This is a genomic window from Shinella sp. 20P9.1.1 (genome assembly GCF_057798995.1).
In genome coordinates this window covers 387,384-406,267 of record NZ_JBYOLC010000003.1, presented here as the reverse complement: position 1 = coordinate 406,267, position 18,884 = coordinate 387,384, and the positions used below count along the sequence as shown (strand labels likewise).

The following is an 18,884-nucleotide window of genomic DNA, read 5'->3' as shown; positions in this document are numbered from 1 at the left end:
AAATATGATGCTGATTGCTACATGGAATGGATGAATGAACCTGACCCTTCGCCAGCTTCGTTATCTCGTGCTTGTCGCGGAGACGGGATCGATATCGGCTGCGGCGCGCGCCTGCCGCATTGCGCAATCATCCATTCTGGCTGCCGTGGGCCAGGCGGAAGGCGAGATGGGCTCGGGGCTCTTCGAACGCCGCCCCTCCAAGGGCGTCACGCTCACGCCGGCCGGTGAGCGTTTCATCGCGTCAGCCCGGCGCCTGCTCTCCGCCGAGGCAGAATTTGAGCGCACGATGGACAAATACACGTCCGGCATGCCGCCGGTCCTGAAGATCGGCTGTTTCGAGCCCTTCGGCGCCTTGTTCATGCCGGAGCTCCTGCATCGGTTCGTCGCGGGGTACGATACGGAAATCCAGCTCTTCGAGGGCGAGCAGCCGCAGCTCTTGACCTGGCTTGAAACGAACATGGTCGATGCGATCGTCGCCTACGATATCGGCCCCGGCCTCCCCGCGGATGCGGTCACCCTCGCCCATGTGCCGGCGCACGCCCTGCTTCATGCCGACGACCCCCTTGCCCAAAAGGAATGCCTCAACCTCGCCGAACTGGTGACGCGCCCCCTGGTGCTGCTCGACCTTCCGCAGACCTCCGGATATCTCGTGACGCTTTTCGATCTCGCAGGCCAGAGACCGCGAATCTCGTTTCGCACCCGCGGCTACGACACCGTTCGCGCCGCCGTGGCATCAGGCTTTGGCATGTCGATCCTCAATATGCGCCCAATCGGGCTTGGAAGTCCCGACAGCGACCGGCTGGTACGCCGGCCCCTGATTGAAATCCTGCCGACGCCACGCCTGATGATCGCGGATCGATACGGAGGCGCAAAGCCGGTCTTCCTCCGCCGCTTTACCGAGCTGGCGCGTGATTTCTTTGCGGAAATAGGCCCGGAACGCTACGCTGTCGCCCTACCAGATAGATATCACAGCCTCGTGGCGAATTGATGAAAACGATAGATAAACGAATTCGTGCAACGGGGGTAGACCGTCTGAAAACTCCCATTGAGCGTCGCTTTGACGCCCAAACAGGCCGAGCGGCTGCTTTGGAGAAATTTGCGGCCCGCGTGAACGGCCGGAGTGGAGGCGCAAAGCTGCCAAAGCCGTGCACTTACTTCGCCTTAAAAGGATGTGAACTGACGACCCCGCACCGGAGTGTTTTATGGGCTTGCAATGCTCACATCATGATTGCCGGAAACGGTTTCGGTCAGTCTGGGAACCCCTGGGACTTTGCTTTGATATCGTTGTGACGACGGGCATCCATCTATGCTTCCTCGTTTACCTGGGGCATGTTGGAAATTGAGGACGTCGGCAATCATCGCCCGAGCGAGCAAAAAAAGACCGGCGCCCGTGGCGCCGGCCAAGCCGCAGAGACAAGGGACGCTTTGCAGGGGAAGTCAAGCCGTCGCCAGGGCTGCCAGCGTCTGTGCATGCAGTTCGGCCGTCGCTGCCGCGACAATGGCGCCACCGCTTTCCGCTGGCCCGCCGCGCCAATCCGTCACCACACCGCCGGCCTGTTCGATGATCGGAATGAGGGCAACAATGTCATAGGGTTGCAGACCGGCCTCAACGACAAGGTCGATTTGGCCAGCGGCTAGCATGCAATAGGCGTAACAATCCGTGCCGTAGCGCGACAGGCGAACCCGCTGTTCCAGCCGGTCGAAAGCAGCCCGCTGGGCCGGATCGAAAATCGCGGGCGTGGTCGTGCAAAGCGTGGCATCGGCGAGATCTTTCGTTGCTCGCGTCGCAAGCCGGTTGCCGCCATGCGGCCCTTCGTAGTGAGAACCCTGCCCGGCCGCATAGAACAACTCGCCGATAAAAGGCTGCACCATCATGCCGGCGACGGCATTGCCGTGTTCCGTCAAACCCACACGCGTACACCAGAGCGGAATCCCGGAAATGAAGGAGCGGGTTCCATCGATTGTGTCGATAACCCAGACAAACCGCTTCTGCGAACCTTCTGCACCGAACTCCTCGCCAAGGATGCCATGATCCGGGAACTCGGCCCGGGTCAGCGCACGGATCGCGTTTTCCGTTTCCCGATCAGCTTCCGTCACGGGATCGAACCCCTCCGCAAGCTTGTTGGAAACCAGACCGGCCTGCCGGAACCGCGGCAAAGCCTCGCGCGCCGCCACCGCGGCGAGCCTGTGCATGAAGTCAACTGATATCATTGCATTGCCTTCCTCAAACCGCCTTCAGCCATTCTGCCCAGCGCGGATCGCTCATCACGAAGCGCGCCCGCATGTGCTTCCAGAAGCCGTATTTGAAGAAATCGAAGTCGAGACAGGAGATCCGGTTCTGCACCATGGCCCAGGTCGACCATTTGAGATCGACCAACGCCTTGAACAGGGAGACACGCGCAAGAAGCGCCGGATCGAAACGGCCATAATATTCCTCGATCATCTCCGCCTCCACCTCCGTCGAGAAACACATCTCGCTGAACCACAAAGCAAGCTCGGCCGCGCGGTCATTGGTCGAGGCATATTCGAAATCGACCAGCATGACCCGCTGATCGGCATGCAGCAGGAAATTTCCGGCGAGCGTGTCGTTCATGCAAGGTGCGAGGTCGAGACCGGATGCCTCCAGAGCCTGCCGCGCCTCCCGGTAGCGTGCGTTCAGCCAGCCGAAGTCCTCCGGAAACTCGCCGCCGAGCACCAGAGCCTGATCGAAATGCTCGTCAATCATGTCGAATGTCGTCTTGCGCTGGGAGAGCGGTGTACTGTCGTTGAACGCCTTCAAGGCGCGCAGACCATTGAAACGCACGACCGGGTCGAGGAAATCGGCATTGGTGGAGGTGCGCAGCCCCTCGACGAACTCGCTGACCTCCACACCCGTTTCCGGAAAGAAGTCGATGATGCGCGCGCCGACACCCGCGGCATGCGCCTTGCGGCCGGCCTCGTTGGCCGTGCGGCGATCGATGAACATTTCCGTGCCTTCGCCCGGAATCTTGACGAAGAAACTGTGCGGCGCCCCTTCGACATGCACCCGCCAGTTCGGATTGCTGATGCCTCCCGGCACCGACTCGTAGAAAACCGGGCGCTCCCGCCAGTCCGCCACAGCAAGGATAGCAGCCTCGATCGCCTGCTCGCCCGGAGATACGCCTTCACCCAAACTGCGTCGCATTCGCCCCTCCGTCAGACCTGTTTCAGCCATGTCTCGAAGCGCGGCCCCTCGATCACGGTCCGCGCCCGAAGCAGCCGCCATTCGGCGTATTTGAAGAATTCCACGTGTTTTCGCGGCGAGCGCGCCGCGCTGATGAAGCCCCACAGCGCCCACATCAGATCATCAGCCGCACCGTAGAGCCGCGCACGGGCAAGGGTCCGCGCATCCGGCCGACCAGTAGCGATCTCGATTGCGAGCAAGGCGTCGCCATCGAAGGGAAGCAGTTCGGCCAGCACCGTTCCGAGATCATGCGCGGGATCCGCCTGTCTCGCCCATTCGAAATCGACCAGTCGGACAGCGTTTGCCGGCCCGACCATGACATTCGACGATGCACCATCGGCATGGCAAGCAACACGATCGACGCCTGCCGCGGCAATTGCGGCACCAATCCGCCCGACCGCCGCTGCCACAGTTCCCACCGGCGCGGGCAGGATGGCGCCAGCCCCTTCGGCAAGCCCTCTATACACCGCGACAAGATCGAATACGCTACGCTCCTCCGCTAGCGGCGCTGCGGTCTGGAAGCGACGTTTGGCAGCGAGCAGGTTTTCGAGTACGGCGGGGCGGCGGAGCACGTCGGCATGACCCCATGCCCATTCCTCGCCCAGCGCCTCGAAGACGAGAACACCCCGCGCGGTATCAGCATGCAGCAACCGTGGTGCGATCCTGATTTCTCCAGCCTTCCGGCTGGCTTCGGCGACGCGCTCCGGCGCGATGAAGTCCGCCATGTCATCATGCCGGTGCTTGATAAAGACCGGAGGCTGGTCAGGCACCGTCGCGAGACAGCAGATATTCTCGACGGCTCGATGGACGGGAGACACAACACCCGCGAGCGGTGCAGAGAGAACCGCACCGGACAGGCCGACGGCGGCAAGAGCGGAGTGTATCGCCTCATCGTTCTGCATGAAACTCTCCCTCGGCGAGCCGCCGCAACATCTCCGTCAAAACCGTGAGGCCGGCCTCGACATCCTCCGGGCGTGTCAATTCGTCAGGATGGTGCGCGGCGCCATCGACGCTCGGAATGAAGATCAGGGCCGACGGAATGCCCATATTTTGCAAAGCGACGGCGTCGTGTCCGGCCACGGAATGCATGCTTAAGGGCTCGAAGCCGCAGCGACGCGCCGTCTCGCCGGCAAGCGTCACCAGACGATCGTCCATGCCGGCAGGCGCGCGCAGCACGTCGGCGGCGATTTCCAATCGCGTGCCGGTTTCCCGCGCCGCCTTCTCGAACGCAGCGATTGCTGCTGCCCCCGCATTCCCCAGTTCGGCAACATCGAGACCGCGTAGTTCGAACCAGACCATTGCGCGCTCGACCACGACATTCGGCGAATTCGGCTCGATGACGAGGCGCGCCGCCGAGCGATGGAGATGGGGATAATGCGCAGCGACAAGGGCCTCGAAGGCCGTGATGCCCTGGGCTGCGGCAAGAAGGGCATCGCGCCGATCCGCCATCGGGGTCGGCCCCGTATGAGCCGCACGGCCGATCCAGGCTGCGGTGATCTTGCGCGCGGCCCAGGTTCCCTCGACCACGCCGATACGCCGCACGGCCTCCGTCAGGATACGGCCTTGCTCGACATGCAATTCGACATAGGCGTCGGGACGCGGCGGTACTTTGCCCGTTTCACCGGTCACACCGATGGCACCAAGCGCATCGCGCAACGCCACGCCAGCTCCGTCCCCGAGAGCGAGCGCTTCTTCCAGCGGCAAGGCGCCTGAAAAGACCGCGCTGCCGGTGAGGCTCGGCTGGAAGCGCGCGCCCTCTTCATTCGTCCAGTTGACGACAGCGAGATTCCGGCGTGGCCGAAAACCGCCGGTGCGAACCCGCGCATCGATATCGAGCGCCGCGCAGCCGGCCGCAAGAACGCCAAGCGTGCCATCGAAACGCCCGCCGCGCGGCTGGCTGTCGAGATGCGACCCGGCGAAAATCCAGCCGGCTCCTTCCCCCGCCCAATCGAAGCAGGCGAACTGGTTGCCGATCGCATCGGTCGCAATGCGGGCGCCACCTTTGGCCATCCAGTCAGCGAAAAGGCCACGCGCCGCGCCATCTTCCGCGCTCGCCGCCAGCCGTGTGATCCCCTGCCCCGGATGCGCGCCAATCGCCGACATCCGGTCGAAAATCTCGATCACATTGGAGCCGGCCGTCACCGTCGCGCTATCCATGGATGATCTCCATATCCTCGGCCTGAACGGCGGACATGAGAGCATCCGGCAGGCGGCGGTCCGTTACCAGCGTATGAACCCGGCTGAAAGGCGCGGTGATGACATTGCCGACCTTGCCGAATTTGGAATGGTCGGCGAGCATCACGCTTCGCGATGTCTGCTTCAGCAGCACCTGACGGATGCGCGCCTCGTCCTCTTCGAAGTCCATGAAGCCATAATCGGCATTCACCGCCGCCGCGCCCATGAAGACCATGTCGAAATGGAACTGCTGGATGTAGGCGATGGTGTCATAGCCGACGAGATCCTGCTCCACCGGGCGCAGATGCCCCGGCGTCATCAGCACCTGAACGCCAAAATGCTCGCAGGCCGCCTGCGCGATGCGCAGAGAATTCGTGTAGAGCCTGAGTTTCTTGAAGCCGACGAGCCGGCGGGCGAGCGCCAGCGTCGTCGTGCCGGTGTCGAGGAAGATGACGCAGTCATCGATGATGAGATCGCGCGCAAGGCTCGCCACACCGTCTTTTTCCAGCGCGTTCAGCTTGATGCGTTCGGTGATCGGCGTATCGGCGGTACGGCCTGCCGGGATGGCGCCGCCATGCACGCGCCGCACGGCTCCTTCGGCCTCGAGATCCTTCAGATCGCGCCGGATCGTTTCCCCGGAAACGCCGAATTCAGCCGAAAGCTCGAGCACACTGACACGCTGATCGCGGTCCAGGCGCTCCAGGATGACCTCCTTGCGGATCTCACTCGACATGAACGGCTTCCTCCTCATGCAGCGCCTCGTGCCGATGCAGGCAGGCGGCGTAGTTGCCCCCGGCAAGAGCCAGCAGCGGCGGGTCGGTTTTCTGGCAGTCGCCCTGCGCACGCGGACAGCGCGAGCGGAACGAACAGCCAAGCGGCAAGTCGATCGGGCTCGGCGGCTCGCCGTCGAGCAGGTATCGAACACGCGGAAAACGGTTATCCTCCAGCGTCGGCATGGCGCTCAGCAGCGCCCGTGTATAGGGGTGGTGCGGCTTTTCGAAAAGCGTGCTGTTGTCGGCCAACTCCACGATGCGCCCGAGATACATGACGGCGATACGGTGGCACATCCGGCGCACGAGTGCGAGGTCGTGCGAAATGAACACATAGGAAAATCCGTGTGTTGCCTGCAGCCGGTTGAAGAGATCCAGAAGCTCCGCCTGCTCCACCTGGTCGAGCGCCGACAGCGTCTCGTCGAGGATGAGCAGGCGCGGCTTCAACACCAGCGCGCGGGCGATGTTGATACGCTGGCGCTGGCCGGCGCTCAGGCCCACCGGCAGACGATCGGCGAGCTCCATGTCGAGCCCCACCTCGGCCATCGCCTCCTGTGCTCGCCGCGACGCCTCCGCCCGGTCGACACCGTGAATGAGCAACGGCTCCTCGATCATGCGCTGGAGCGGCATGCCCGACGGCAGCGACCCATAGGGATCCTGCAAAAGCAGCTGGAAAGACCGGCGCATTTCGGTCAGCGAGCGAGCGGAAAGATGAGAGAGGTCCTTGCCGAGAAAAGCAATGCGGCCGCCATCCGGCCGCTCCAGCCAGGCGAGAAGGCGGGTCAGGGTGGATTTCCCGCAACCGCTTTCGCCGACGATGCCGAAATTCTCGCCGGCCTTCACGGTGAAGGAGACGTCGCGCACCGCCTTCACCTCGTTATAGGCGTTGAAGGAACCACGGCGGCGCACAAGGTAGGAGCGCATGACGTTGTCGACGGTCAGCACCGCCTCGCCCTCTCGCGCCGGCGGGGCCGCCACATTCTTCCAGATCGACGGGATGCGTGAGATCAGCGCGCGCGTATACGACTGCTGGGGAGTTGCTGCGAGCTCCACCGTGCGGCCTTCCTCCACGATACGGCCGCGCTGCATGACGAGCGTACGCTCGGCGATCTGCGCCACCACCGGCAGCGACGACGAGATGAAGAGAAAGGCAGTGTCGAGGCTCTGCCGCAAGCCGTCGATGAGACGGATGATCTGGGCGGCCACCGTCACGTCGAGCGGCTGGGTGATATTGTCGGCGATCACCAGCGAGGGATCGGAAACGAGCGCATCGACGATCATCACGCGCTGCATCATGCCGCCCGAGAACTGGAACGGCGCCTCGTGGAAGCGAGCAACCGGCGACGGAATGTGCACACGAGCAAGCAGGTCCAGCACCTTCTCGCGCGCCTCGGCCCGACCGATTTCCGGTCGCACGCAGCGTAGTTTCTCGACAATCTGCTGGCCGATGGGCAAGCGCGGATCGAGCGAGCCCATCGGATTGGCTCCGATGAAGCCAATGCGGTTGCCGCGGATGGCGGAGAGCGCGCGCGGCGGCAGCGCCAGGACGTCCTTATCCTCGAAGACAACCTTGCCGGCCGCGATCTCCAGGGGTGTCGTCACAGCGCGCACCAGCGCACGAGCCAGCACCGACTTGCCGGATCCGGCCTCGCCGACAAGGCCAAGCACTTCGCCGGGCGCCAGAGAAAAGCTGACATCATCGACAATGCGCCGGTTGCGGCCTTCCCGATCGAGGTCGACACTGAGATTGGAGACGGCGAGAATGGGACCGGGCATTACGCTTCTCCTCGCAGAACCGCATTGCGCGCGCGCTCCAGCGCCGACCCCATCAGGTTGAGGCAGGTCAGCGAAACCAGCATAAAGACGCCGGGCATGGTGGCGATCCACCAGGCATTCAGAAGGTACTTCCGCGCATCGGCGATGACATTGCCGAAGGTCGGCGTGGGCGGCTGCACGCCCAGGCCCAAAAAACCGAGAATGGATTCGAAGATCATCATGCGGGCGATGTCGAGCACCGCGACGAAGGCGATCGGCGGCAGAACGACGGGCGTCACGAAGAGCAGCATGATACGCAAATCCGAAGCCCCAAGCACCCGCTCGCCCAGAACATAGCCGCGGCTTCGCTCGCCGAGCGCCACGGAGCGGGCGACGCGAGCATAGAGCGGCCAGCCGGAAAGGCCGAGCACGAGGATGATCGCCGGCACCGTCGGGCGGGAAACGCCGAGAATGGTGATGGCGAGAATGATCATCGGGATCGAGAGCTGCGCGTCGGTGAGCCGCATGATGACGGCATCCACCCAGCCGCCGCGGAACCCGGCATAGAGGCCCAAGCTGCAGCCGACGACGAACATCAGGACAACGGTGGTGATACCGATCAGCAGCGAATAACGTAAGCCCACCAGACAGCGCATCAGCACGTCGCGGCCGAGCTGGTCAGTCCCGAGAAGGTAAGGCCACTTCCAGCCCTCTGCCGGAAACGGCGGCAGGAGCTTGGAACCGTAGGCGATCTTGATCGGGTCGATCGAGCTTATCAGCGGCAGGAAGATCGCCAACCCGACGAGCAGGCCGAAACCGATCAGGCCTATGCGGAAATCCGTGCGTGCGGCCGCGATCTGAAGCATGCGCCGGGTGGGGGTGACACCCCGTTTTACCGCCGGACGCGCGGCAACGGTCTCATGAGCGATATCGGCCACGTCAATACTCCAGTCTCGGATCGATGGTCATCGCGATGAGGTCGACGAGGACGTTGATCATCACGAACATCACGGAAATGAAGATGGCGATGCCCTGGATGAGCGGGAAATCGCGTTGCAGCACGGCGTTGATCGTCAGGAGGCCAAGACCGGGATAGTCGAAGATGAACTCGATCACGAGGACACCACCGAGCAGCATGCCGAGCTGGACGCCGAGCAGGTTGATGAGCGGGATCGCCGAATTGCCGAGCGCATGGGAGAAGATCGTGCGGCTGCGGGTAAGGCCGCGGATCGGCGCCAGCTGGATGAAATCCTCGCGCATCACCTGCGCCACCGAAACGGTGAGCGTGCGCAGGATGAACGGCACGATCTCGACGGCCAGCACGATCGCCGGCAGGATCGTATAGCTGAAGCCGCGATAGCCAATGGCCGGCAGCAATTTCAGTTTCACCGACAGAAACAGTGTCAGGACGATGCCGAGCCAGAAATTCGGCGTCGATACGCAGATGGAGCCGATGGCAAGCGCCAGCTTGTCCGGCCACTTTCCCGGATAGAGTCCGCCGAGCGTACCGAGCGGCACAGCTACCAGCAGAGCCAAAGCAAGGGCGACGGCGGCCAGCTGAAGCGTCATCGGCAATGTGGCGAGGATAAGATCCAGCACCTTGGCCCGCTCCTCACGAGTGGCATCATCGAAGGATGCACCGCCGAGGCTTGCCCCGCTCTTCGGTCGCACGAAGGACGTGCCCAGATCGCCGGTCACGAGATCGCCGAGATAGGACACGAACTGGACCGGAATGGGTCGGTCGAGGCCGAGCTCCTTGGCCTTCATCGCCACCACCTCGTCCGGCGCCATGCCGCCGACGATGAGGCGCGCGGGATCGCCCGGCACCACGCGCAGGAGCGTGAAGATGATGAAGGTCACGAGCAGAATGATGAGCGCTCCCTGCAGGACGCGTCTCACCAGGAACGATAGGACGAACATGCGTCTCCCCTTGCACTGATCGGTATGGAGCGGCCGCCCCTCAGGGACGGCCGCCGCTTGCCATCAGGCGAGGGTCGCTTTGTTCGCGTCCATCATGCCGTTCGGATAGAAGTACATGCCGTCCAGACCCTCGCGCATGGCGTGGATGAAGACCGAGGTGAAAAGCGACAGCGCCGGCACCTTGTCGGCCAGCATCGGCATCACCTCGTTCTGGATCACCGCCTTGCGTTCGGCAGGATCCAGCGTGTTGCGCTCCTTGTCGAGCACCGCGTCGAGATCCTTGTCGTCGATGCCGCAGATGCGCTTCGAGATCGAATGGAAATGGGTGCGCAGCACGAGGTCCGGTTCCGGCGAGCCCGTCGACCAGCCGCAGTCGATCATGTGCCCCGGTCCTCCGCCCGGACGGTCGTAGAGCCGCTCGTTCCAGGCCGCCACTTCCATGACATTGAGCTTCACCGGGAAGCCCTGCTCCTGCAGCATGGCCGTGATGACCTCGCCATACTCCTTGGTCTTCGGATAGAAGCCGACCGAGGTGATGTATTCGAGTTCCGGCAGGCCCTCACCCTTCGGGAAGCCCGCCTCGGCCAGAAGCCGCTGGCTTTCCTCCGGATTGTATTCCGGATAGTTCGGCGTATCGACGTAGCCGAACTTGACCGGCGAAATCCAGGCTTTGGAGGCGTGGCCGGAAACACCGAGGATATCGAGCAACACGGCGCGGTCGATGGCATGGGCGGCCGCTTTGCGCACGCGCGGATCGTTGAAGGGCGGTTTGGAGCAGCGGAACCAGAGATATTTGTTCTCGACGGAAACCGCCTTGTTCAGCTTGTAGCCGCCGGTTTCCTCAATGGTCTGGACCTGCTCGGCCTCGAGACGTTCGATGAGATCCGCCTCCCCGTTGAGCAGTGCCAGCGTGCGCGTGGTCGCATCGCCGACGAAGCTGAAATTGATGCCGGGAATGGCCGGTTTGCCGAGATAGAAGCCGTCGAAGGCTTCAAGCACCGTGGTATTGCCGTCCTGGCGGGCAAATTTGAAGGCACCCGTGCCGTTCGGACGGGAGGACAGCGTCTTCGGATCGGCGACATCCTTTGCCGACATGATCGGCAGGAAGGCGGAGAGGAACCAGAAGAGGCTCGCCGGGTAACCGCCCTTGTCGGTCTTGATGCGGGCGACATGATCGCTCACCACCTCGACCTCGCAGGCGCCGGGATACCAGGCTGCCGGCCGGTCGGGCTGGCTGGCATATTCGAAAGTCGCCTTCACGTCTTCGGCGGTGAAAGGCTTGCCGTCGTGGAAGGTCACCCCCTCGCGCAGCGTGAATTCGAGCGTGTGCTCGTCGACGAGCTTCATGTCGGTCGCCAGTTCCATCACCAGCTCGTCCGGCTTGTCAGGCCGCATCGGCGCACGGGTGAGATAGCCGAAGACGAAGCTCTCCAGATTGATCTGGGCGAGCGTGGTGTGCGAGGACGGATCCCAGTTGCCGGTCAGGTTCTCCGCCGACATGAAATTGAGGACCTTGCCCTCGGCGGCATGCGCCGGATTGACGAAAAAGGCAGTGTTGAGGACCGGAAGGCCGACGGCGACGCCAGCGAGCGCGGAACTCTTTAGGAATGCTCTCCTGTTGAATTGCATGACGATTTCTCCGCAGTTGGATTGCTGGGTGTTCCCCACCCCGCTTTGTCGCCAGCAACGACAAGCGGAGGTATTTTATTTTGGAAAAGGTGATCTTCGGCCTGCTGGCAAAACGCCATGACAAGCGCATCGGCATGCCGCCGGCCAACGACCTGAAGGCCGACCGGCAGGCCATTCACCGTCAATCCGCAGGGCAGCGAGGCCGCAGGATTGCCGGACAGGTTGAACGGATAGGTGAAGGGTGTCCAACCGGTCCAGGCCAGCACCTCGGACGGCGACGTGAACCCTTCCGGTGCCTCGCGGTCGGCGGCGAAAGGCTCGACCGGCACGGTGGGCAGAAGCAGCAGGTCGATATCCTCGAAAAGTGCGTGGACGCTGCCGGCGAATTCCGCGCGCGCCTTGGCCGCCCAGAGATAGTCGGCGAGATTGTAGCGTGCCGAAGCTTCGACGAGACCGCGGAAACCGCTGCCGAAAGCCGAGAGATCCGCCTGCGCACCATAGGCGACGCCACGGCCAGCGACCCAGAGCGTTTCGAAAATCCGGATCGGATCCTGCCAGTCCGGAACGACCGTGTGGATATCAACACCAAGCGCCGCCGAAAGCGTCGCAACGGCTTGCCGCACCACCCGGTCGATTTCAGGCGTGACCGAAAAGCCGAACAGGCTCGGCGCGAAGCCGATGTGCAACGAACCGAGAGATTGTGGCACGGTATAATCGGCGCCGTCATCGGGCAGCGCCTGATGGTCGCGCGGATCCGGTCCCTTGACGACGTTGAACAGGACGGCACTGTCCTTGGCCGAAAGGCTCATCGGACCGGCATGAGACAGCATTTCCGTGGCACTCCACGGCCAGGCCGGTACGCGCCCCAGCGAACCCTTCATGGCGAAAACGCCGCAAAAGGCCGCCGGGATGCGCACGGAGCCGCCGCCATCGGACCCCAGCGTGAAGGGGACCATGCGCGCAGCAAGCGCCGCACCGGAACCGGAACTCGAGCCGCCACTCGTCAGTTCCGGGCTCCAAGGGTTGCGCGTCGGCCCATAGAATTGCGAGTATCCGGAGCCGGACCACCCCATCTCCGTTGTCGTCGTCTTGCCGATCATGATTGATCCGGCATCGATCATCCGCTGGACAATCGGCGCCGTCGCCTTGGGAGCGAAATCCTTGTAGGCGGCAGAGCCGCGTTGGCAGAGCCTGTCAGCGACGAAGAAAAGATCCTTCACGCCCATCGGAATGCCATGAAGCGGGCCACGCAACCGGCCTTGTGTCCGCTCCCGGTCGCAGGCACGCGCCTCGTCCAACGCTTCCGTTTCATAGACCTGACTGAAGGCGTTAACGATCGGGTTCAATCGCCGGATGCGCTCAAGGCTTTCGCGCACAAGCGCCTCGGACGTGAGGCCGCCGTTAGTAAGTGCCGATCTGAGTGCAAGAACCGAAAAATCCACGACCTTCATCTCCAGTTATGTGGATTTATGTTGGATTTGTTGAAATTGTCAATATGCAAAAAAAACCACAAAATGCGCAACGAAGCGCGCACCATGTGATGCGGACTGATTATCGTGCGTGTTGTTGTCGTCTGACCTTGTTGAACTGGTCTACCAGTAACGAAGGCTGGACGCGGTAGTGCGAAACTCGCCCACGTCGCTTCTATGTCCATCGGCCCGCTGATGGCCAACGAGGTCATCGCCGCATATCTCAAAGTCAGCAGGACGCCGCCGACAGTCTTAGGTTTGAAAAAAGCTCTTGAACGGATGCGAACCGGCGGCCCCGCTGTTGCAGAATGCGCACGGACTCGAGATTCTAATCGCGGATCTAATGGCCGACTAAGCGCCTCTGCGATAGCTGACTTTGCCGCCACAAATCGTGATCGCAGGCTCCGCCTCGTGCAGAACATCCGCCTGCATCAGCTCTATATCGTGGGAAAGCACGACGATATCGGCGAGATAGCCGCATTTCAGTCGGCCCTTGCGGTGTTCCATGAATTGGGCATAGGCGCCCTCAACCGTATAGGCCGAGAGCGCCTCCATCAGCGTGCAGCTCTGGTCGGGATAACCCGGTGCGAAGGGTTTGCGGCGGATGGCGGCCTGGATGCCGAGGATCGGAGAGATCGGAGAGACGGGCCAGTCGGAGGCAAAAGGAATGTGGGCGCCGGCTTCACGCAGGGTGCGTGAGGCCCAGGCATAGGGCCAGCGTGCCTGGCCGACGCGTGACAGCGTGGGCTCCAGCGGCAGGTTCATTGCGCCCGGCGGATGCTGCGGCTGCATGGCGGCGATGACGCCGAGGTCGACCAGCCGCTGGATGTCGGCGGGGCGGATGACCTCGACATGTTCGATGCGGTGACGGCTGTCGCGCGCACCGTTTATGCGGCGGGCATGCTCGTAGCCATCGAGGATGGAGCGCACGGATCCGTCGCCGCAGGCATGCACCGCGATCTGCAGGCCTCGCCGGTCAGCCTCGGCGGCAAAGGCGTTGAAATGCTCCTGGGTGAACAGCGGTTCGCCATGCCAATCGGTGCGGTCGGCATACGGTTCGTCCATGTAGGCGGTCCAGCTATCCAGAACACCGTCCATGAAGGCCTTTACCATGCCGGAGGATAGCCATTCAGACCGGTAGCGCTCGGCCATGACGGAGGCCTTTTCCAGCACATCGGGCGTCATGAAATTCTTGTAGTGGAAGGGAATCTGGGCCCGCACCGAGAGCGCGCCTTCGGCTTCGATCTCGGCCAGCAGTTCGAGCTGGTAGAGATTGCCGTCCATGTTGTGCAGCGACGTAATGCCCTGGCTCGCGCAATAGTCAAGGCCACGCTTGGTCATCTGCCTGTCGGCCGCGCGCTCGACGTCCGTCGGCGGACGATCGGGTTCGCCGCCGGTGATGAGACCGAGCGACAGGCGCAGTTCACCGCTCAGCTCCAGCACGGGCTCGAAGGCGCCCCATTCCCGTAGCTCGCCGCCGGCAAGCCCGTCCGCGCCCATGAGGATCTCGTTGCCGGGCGGCAGGTCCTTGCCATGCAGCAGGCCGGCCGCCTCCAAGGCGCGGGTGTTGGCCCACATCGTATGCCCCTCCGCCGCGGTCATGGCGAAGGGGCGGTCGGCGACGATGCGGTCGAGATGATGCCGTGTGATCCGCTCGCCATTGGGTAGTATTTCGTGATCCGCACCATTGGCACGAAGCACCGTAACCTCAGGATTGGCCTTCGCATGGTCGCCGATCTTCTGCGCCAGCGCATCGAAGCCACGCACACCTCCCAGATCGAGACCGCCCAGTCCCATGGCACCCCAGGCAAGATGCATGTGCGACTCGATGAACCCAGGCAGGACGGTTGCGCCCCGCGCGTCGACCATCTCGGTCGAGCCGTTGCGCAGGCCGAGAATCGCGGCCCGCTCGCCGATGGACAGGATCTCGCCGTCCTTGACGGCGATGGCCTCCGCGCGCGGAAGAGACGGGTCCATGGTCAGGATTCTGGCATTCTCGATGATCATATCGGCGGACATGGCGCAAAGCTCCATTTGGTTGTCATGCGGGGTGGCGCGGCGGTCAGCGGGACTGCAGACGCAGCCTTGTCGTGGTGAGGATCGCGATGAGCGCCAGACCGAGGAGAACGGCGGCGGTCAGCGTCATGGAGGCGACGGCGAGTTGCGGCGTGGCGGCCGAGCGCAGCGACAGCCACATCAGAACCGGCAAAGTCTGGCTATCACGGTCCGTCAGGAAGAGCGCCATGATGAACTCATTGAGCGAGATGACGAAGGCAAAGAGCGCCGAGGATAGGATGCCCGACAGGCAGCTCGGTAGCACGACCTCGATGAAGACGCGCAGCGGCCGCGCGCCGAGATCGAAGGCGGCCTCAACAAGGCGCTGGTCAAGGGTGCGAAACACCGCCTCCATCAACAGGAAGACGAGCGGCATCGCCCAGAGCGAATGGGAAAGGATCACCAGATAAGGCGACCCGAAAGGCGACGCGCCGAACATCTCTATCCTGCTGAAGGTCATGGCGATGCCGAGTGCGAGCACAACGCCTGGCATGAACAGCGGCACCACGATGGCAAGGTATAGCACCGACGCGCCGAAGAACCGATGGCGGGTGAAGACCCATGCGGCGGCAACGCCGGTACAGGTGGACAGAACCATCGTGCCGGTGGCGATGAAAAGGCTGTTCGTCAGCGCGCGCACCCATTGCGGGCTGCTCGCGAACGTGACGTACCATTTCAGCGACCAGCCGGTGATGGGAAACCGCAATTGCTGACTGCCGCTGAACGACATGACGAGCGTGACGATAATCGGGATCAGGATGTAAGCAACCAGCGTGAGGCAAAAGGCAATTCCCGCAAGGCGCAGCAGGCGGCCGCCCAGCGGCGAGGAGGCACGGACAAGGCTAGACATGGAACGACCTCTGTTCAGGTTGCAGCCAGCGAACGAGCAGGATCATCAACGATACCGCGAGGGTCAGCGCCATGGAGAGTGCTGCGGCCATCGGCCAGTGGTGCTTGCCCAGCATCTGGTCCTGGATGAAATAGCCGAGCGTCCAAAGCGTATCGGGACCGAGTGCCAGCGGCGTCGCGTAGGCGCCCATCGTCCAGATGAAGGCCTGCGCGAAGGCAGCAAGCAAGCCGACCCGCGTCTGCGGCAGGATGATCTCGGCAAAGGTCGTCCAGGGCGGGCCGCCGAGGTCGGCCGAGGCTTCGAGCGTGCGGCGATCGAGCCCGTCAAAGACGGACAGCAGGATGAAGAAACAATAGGGCAGCGTGACATAGACGAGCCCCACCAGCGCGGCGCTCTCGGTGTACATCAGGCTGATCTTGTCCTGGAAGAGCCCGGACGAAACCAGCGCATAGCTGAGCAGGCCGTTTTTGGGAAAGATCGTCCACCAGCCGAAGATCGTCGCGATTTCCGAAACCAGCATGGGAAGCAGCGCGACGCCGACGAAAAGGAGACGCCAGCGCCCCGGCCGCAACCAGACCAGCAGTGCGAAGGCATAGGCAATGGCCACCGTGGCGACGGAGGCGACGAGCGCAAGGCGCGCCGTGTTCCAGATGACCGTGAGGATCAGCGGATCGGACACCAGCCGGTGATAGTTTTCGAAGGTGAAGCCGGGCGAGAAGGCGGTTTGCGGCTCGTGCTCGTTGAAACTCATGCGCGCCATGTAGAGCGCCGGAATCCCGAAGCCCGCGACGGAGAGACAGAGCGCAGGAGCCATCACAAGCCAGGCCGCCAGGCGGCTTTCGCCGGGCCGTCTCATGAGAATATCCGCATCGCCGCGGCCTCCCAGCCGAGGGTAACATCCGCACCGGGACCGAAACCCAGATCCGCATGATGATCGGCGACCAGCGCAACCTCGCCGGCAGCCAGGTGGTAGCGCCAGCTGTCGCCGAGATATTCGACGGTATCGACGCGCATTTGCAGCCGGTTGGGCGCGGCTTCCGCATCCGGCCCGAGGCGAAGGCGCGCAGGACGCAGATAGAGCCGGTGCGATCCCGGCGGCAGGCGCTCGGCGAGGGCCAAGGGAAGAGGCACACGGCCGCTGTCACGATACCCCTCCGCGTCGGCAAGGATGTCGAGACAGGAGCTTTCGCCAACGAAGCCGTGGACGAATTCCGTGCTGGCCGCGCCGTAGACGACATCCGGGCGATCGATCTGCTCGATGCGCCCACGGTTCATCACGGCTACCCGGTCGGACAGGGCCATCGCCTCGTCCTGGTCATGCGTGACGTAAACTGCGGAGAAACCGATCTGCTGGTGGAGACGGCGGATTTCCGCGCGCAGCTGCAATCGCAGCGACAGGTCCAGCGCGGAGAGCGGCTCGTCGAAGAGCAGCACGGACGGACGGACCGCAAGCGAGCGGGCGAGCGCGACACGCTGGCGCTGGCCACCCGAGAGCTGTTCGGGATACCGGTCCTCCTTGCCGGTGAGCCTTACGACATCGAGCGATTCAGCGATCCTGCGTGCGATCTCGTCGCGCGGCACGCCCCGCATCCGCAGGCCGAAGGCGATATTGTCCGCCACGGTCTTGTGCGGAAAAAGCGCACCCGACTGGAAGATCGTCGCCGTGTCGCGCAGATAGGGCGGCAGGTGCTGTGCCGGGGCGCCATTAATGCGGATTTCACCGCCATCAGGCGCCTCGAAGCCGCCAATCATCCGCAGCGTCGTCGTCTTTCCCGATCCGGACGGGCCGAGCAGGGTCAGAAACTCGCCCTTTGCAAGCGAGAGAGTGACATCATCGACCGCGACCACCGCGGCATAAGCACGGTGGAGCCGGTCGAGTTCGAGAGCTGGTTCGGAGCGGATCATTGATCGGCCGACCGGGAGATGGACAGTTTCATGCGGCTGTCGAAGGTCGCGTAGTCGGCGGTGATCTTCTCCCAGCCCTTCATGGTGATGAGTTGGAAGCGGCCGTGAACGTCCTCATTGGTGCGCGGATAGTCCTTTGAGTGATCGGGAGCGGTGACGTCCTTGCGAGACATGAAGACCATGGATTTCGACAGGAAGCGGTCCTGCGTCTCCTTCTCCAGAAGATAGTTGGAGAAGAGATTGGCGAGATCGTTGTGCCGCGTGCCGCGGACCTTGAAGAAGCGGTCCGTCCAGCCCGAGGTGCCCTCCTTAGGCACGGCGGCGACATATTCGTCGGGGCTGTCCTGCAGGAAACCGAAGGCGTCGGAGGAATAGGTCTGCGCAGCGTCCGCCTCGCCCTGATTGAGCACGGTCGCCTGTTCCGCACCCGTCATGTACCAGCGCGCCGGGCGCAGCTTGTCGATCTCGGCAAACAAAGGTTCAGCGCTTGCCAACGAATACATCTCGTCGATCTTATGGCTCGCTCCCTTGGTCAATGCCGTCAGGGAGAGCGGCCAGTGCCAGGCAGAGCCATCCACAGTCACCTTCCCCGCGAGCCTTTCGTCCCACAGGAGATTCCAGCTGTCCGGCGCGATGTCGAGCGACTTGCGCATGAGGAGCATGCAGGTGCCGATGGCGAAGGGCACGCCAAAACCTTCCGCACCCGGCCGGGTTTCGTCGAAATAGGGATAGACGGCACCCAGATTGGGAAGAGCAGCCACTTCGTTCTTGAGGAACAGACCCTGGGCGATGCCTTGGATGGACACATATTCCTCGCCTATGGTGATATCGAAAGGCGGCGTGTCTGCCGGCGCGGCCAGAATCTGCGGTACCATCTGGTCCCAGCCGCCGGTGCTTTCCACCGCAGTTCCATATTGCGCATTGAATGGGTCGATCACGGTTTCCTTGAACACGGTCTCGTAGTTTCCGGACCATGACATGACGATCAGTTCTTCCCCCGCGAAGCTCTTCTCGGCGGAGGCGACGGATGCGCGGCCTATGATGGCCGGCGCAGCGATCAGCGCGGCGCCCGCGCCCAGAAATCTCCGGCGGGAGAGCGGGATGCTTTTGAGGTCATTGCTCATTCTGGTGTTCCCCTTTTTTAACGATGAGCG

The 18,884-nt window shown here is 63.0% G+C and carries 16 protein-coding genes; 1 reads left to right on the top strand and 15 read right to left on the bottom strand.

The features are described 5' to 3' along the window. The first annotated feature begins 34 nt into the window (after nucleotides 1-34). On the top strand, nucleotides 35-988 hold the full coding sequence (locus AC27VQ_RS07940) for a LysR family transcriptional regulator (protein ID WP_421589923.1): 954 nt from the start codon (nucleotides 35-37) through the stop codon (nucleotides 986-988). A gap of 449 nt (nucleotides 989-1,437) precedes the next feature. Here the strand turns inward: AC27VQ_RS07940 and hisN are convergent, their stop codons facing one another. The 15 genes from hisN to AC27VQ_RS07865 all read right to left on the bottom strand — a co-directional run bounded on the left by hisN (nucleotide 1,438) and on the right by AC27VQ_RS07865 (nucleotide 18,854). Further along, the gene (hisN, locus tag AC27VQ_RS07935; protein WP_488715839.1) at nucleotides 1,438-2,211 is read right to left on the bottom strand and encodes a histidinol-phosphatase; all 774 of its coding nucleotides are present in this window, start codon (nucleotides 2,209-2,211) and stop codon (nucleotides 1,438-1,440) included. A 13-nt stretch (nucleotides 2,212-2,224) separates the two neighbouring features. Then, on the bottom strand, nucleotides 2,225-3,163 hold the full coding sequence (locus AC27VQ_RS07930) for a phosphotransferase (protein WP_488715838.1): 939 nt from the start codon (nucleotides 3,161-3,163) through the stop codon (nucleotides 2,225-2,227). Nucleotides 3,164-3,174: 11 nt separating this feature from the next. Continuing rightward, entirely contained in the window at nucleotides 3,175-4,104 is a 930-nt protein-coding gene (locus tag AC27VQ_RS07925) for a phosphotransferase family protein (protein WP_488715837.1), read from the bottom strand. Next, nucleotides 4,091-5,359: a Zn-dependent hydrolase gene (locus AC27VQ_RS07920; RefSeq protein ID WP_488715836.1), complete on the bottom strand. Its 1,269-nt coding sequence runs from the start codon at nucleotides 5,357-5,359 to the stop codon at nucleotides 4,091-4,093. Before AC27VQ_RS07920 ends, AC27VQ_RS07925 begins: the two co-directional genes overlap by 14 nt. Then, the gene (locus AC27VQ_RS07915; protein WP_488715835.1) at nucleotides 5,352-6,110 is read right to left on the bottom strand and encodes a DeoR/GlpR family DNA-binding transcription regulator; all 759 of its coding nucleotides are present in this window, start codon (nucleotides 6,108-6,110) and stop codon (nucleotides 5,352-5,354) included. Before AC27VQ_RS07915 ends, AC27VQ_RS07920 begins: the two co-directional genes overlap by 8 nt. Continuing rightward, on the bottom strand, nucleotides 6,100-7,923 hold the full coding sequence (locus AC27VQ_RS07910) for a dipeptide ABC transporter ATP-binding protein (protein ID WP_488715834.1): 1,824 nt from the start codon (nucleotides 7,921-7,923) through the stop codon (nucleotides 6,100-6,102). The genes AC27VQ_RS07915 and AC27VQ_RS07910 overlap by 11 nt, the downstream gene beginning before the upstream one ends. Then, complete coding sequence (locus tag AC27VQ_RS07905; RefSeq protein WP_488715875.1) at nucleotides 7,923-8,831, bottom strand: ABC transporter permease; 909 nt, start codon at nucleotides 8,829-8,831, stop codon at nucleotides 7,923-7,925. The genes AC27VQ_RS07910 and AC27VQ_RS07905 overlap by 1 nt, the downstream gene beginning before the upstream one ends. Nucleotides 8,832-8,841: 10 nt before the next feature. Continuing rightward, the gene (locus AC27VQ_RS07900; RefSeq protein ID WP_313524622.1) at nucleotides 8,842-9,822 is read right to left on the bottom strand and encodes an ABC transporter permease; all 981 of its coding nucleotides are present in this window, start codon (nucleotides 9,820-9,822) and stop codon (nucleotides 8,842-8,844) included. A 63-nt stretch (nucleotides 9,823-9,885) separates the two neighbouring features. Beyond that, complete coding sequence (locus AC27VQ_RS07895; RefSeq protein WP_488715833.1) at nucleotides 9,886-11,451, bottom strand: ABC transporter substrate-binding protein; 1,566 nt, start codon at nucleotides 11,449-11,451, stop codon at nucleotides 9,886-9,888. Then, entirely contained in the window at nucleotides 11,424-12,893 is a 1,470-nt protein-coding gene (locus AC27VQ_RS07890) for an amidase (RefSeq protein WP_488715832.1), read from the bottom strand. The genes AC27VQ_RS07895 and AC27VQ_RS07890 overlap by 28 nt, the downstream gene beginning before the upstream one ends. Nucleotides 12,894-13,271: 378 nt before the next feature. After that, nucleotides 13,272-14,939 carry an amidohydrolase gene (locus AC27VQ_RS07885; protein ID WP_488715831.1) on the bottom strand — a complete coding sequence of 556 codons (1,668 nt, stop codon included), beginning with the start codon at nucleotides 14,937-14,939 and terminating at the stop codon, nucleotides 13,272-13,274. A gap of 43 nt (nucleotides 14,940-14,982) precedes the next feature. Then, nucleotides 14,983-15,825, bottom strand: coding sequence for an ABC transporter permease (locus AC27VQ_RS07880; RefSeq protein ID WP_488715830.1), 843 nt, complete (start codon nucleotides 15,823-15,825; stop codon nucleotides 14,983-14,985). Continuing rightward, on the bottom strand, nucleotides 15,818-16,681 hold the full coding sequence (locus tag AC27VQ_RS07875) for an ABC transporter permease (protein ID WP_488715829.1): 864 nt from the start codon (nucleotides 16,679-16,681) through the stop codon (nucleotides 15,818-15,820). The genes AC27VQ_RS07880 and AC27VQ_RS07875 overlap by 8 nt, the downstream gene beginning before the upstream one ends. Next, a complete protein-coding gene (locus AC27VQ_RS07870) occupies nucleotides 16,678-17,730 on the bottom strand; it encodes an ABC transporter ATP-binding protein (RefSeq protein ID WP_488715828.1) in 1,053 nt (350 codons plus the stop codon). The genes AC27VQ_RS07875 and AC27VQ_RS07870 overlap by 4 nt, the downstream gene beginning before the upstream one ends. Then, nucleotides 17,727-18,854: an ABC transporter substrate-binding protein gene (locus tag AC27VQ_RS07865; RefSeq protein ID WP_488715827.1), complete on the bottom strand. Its 1,128-nt coding sequence runs from the start codon at nucleotides 18,852-18,854 to the stop codon at nucleotides 17,727-17,729. Before AC27VQ_RS07865 ends, AC27VQ_RS07870 begins: the two co-directional genes overlap by 4 nt. Nucleotides 18,855-18,884: the final 30 nt, after the last annotated feature.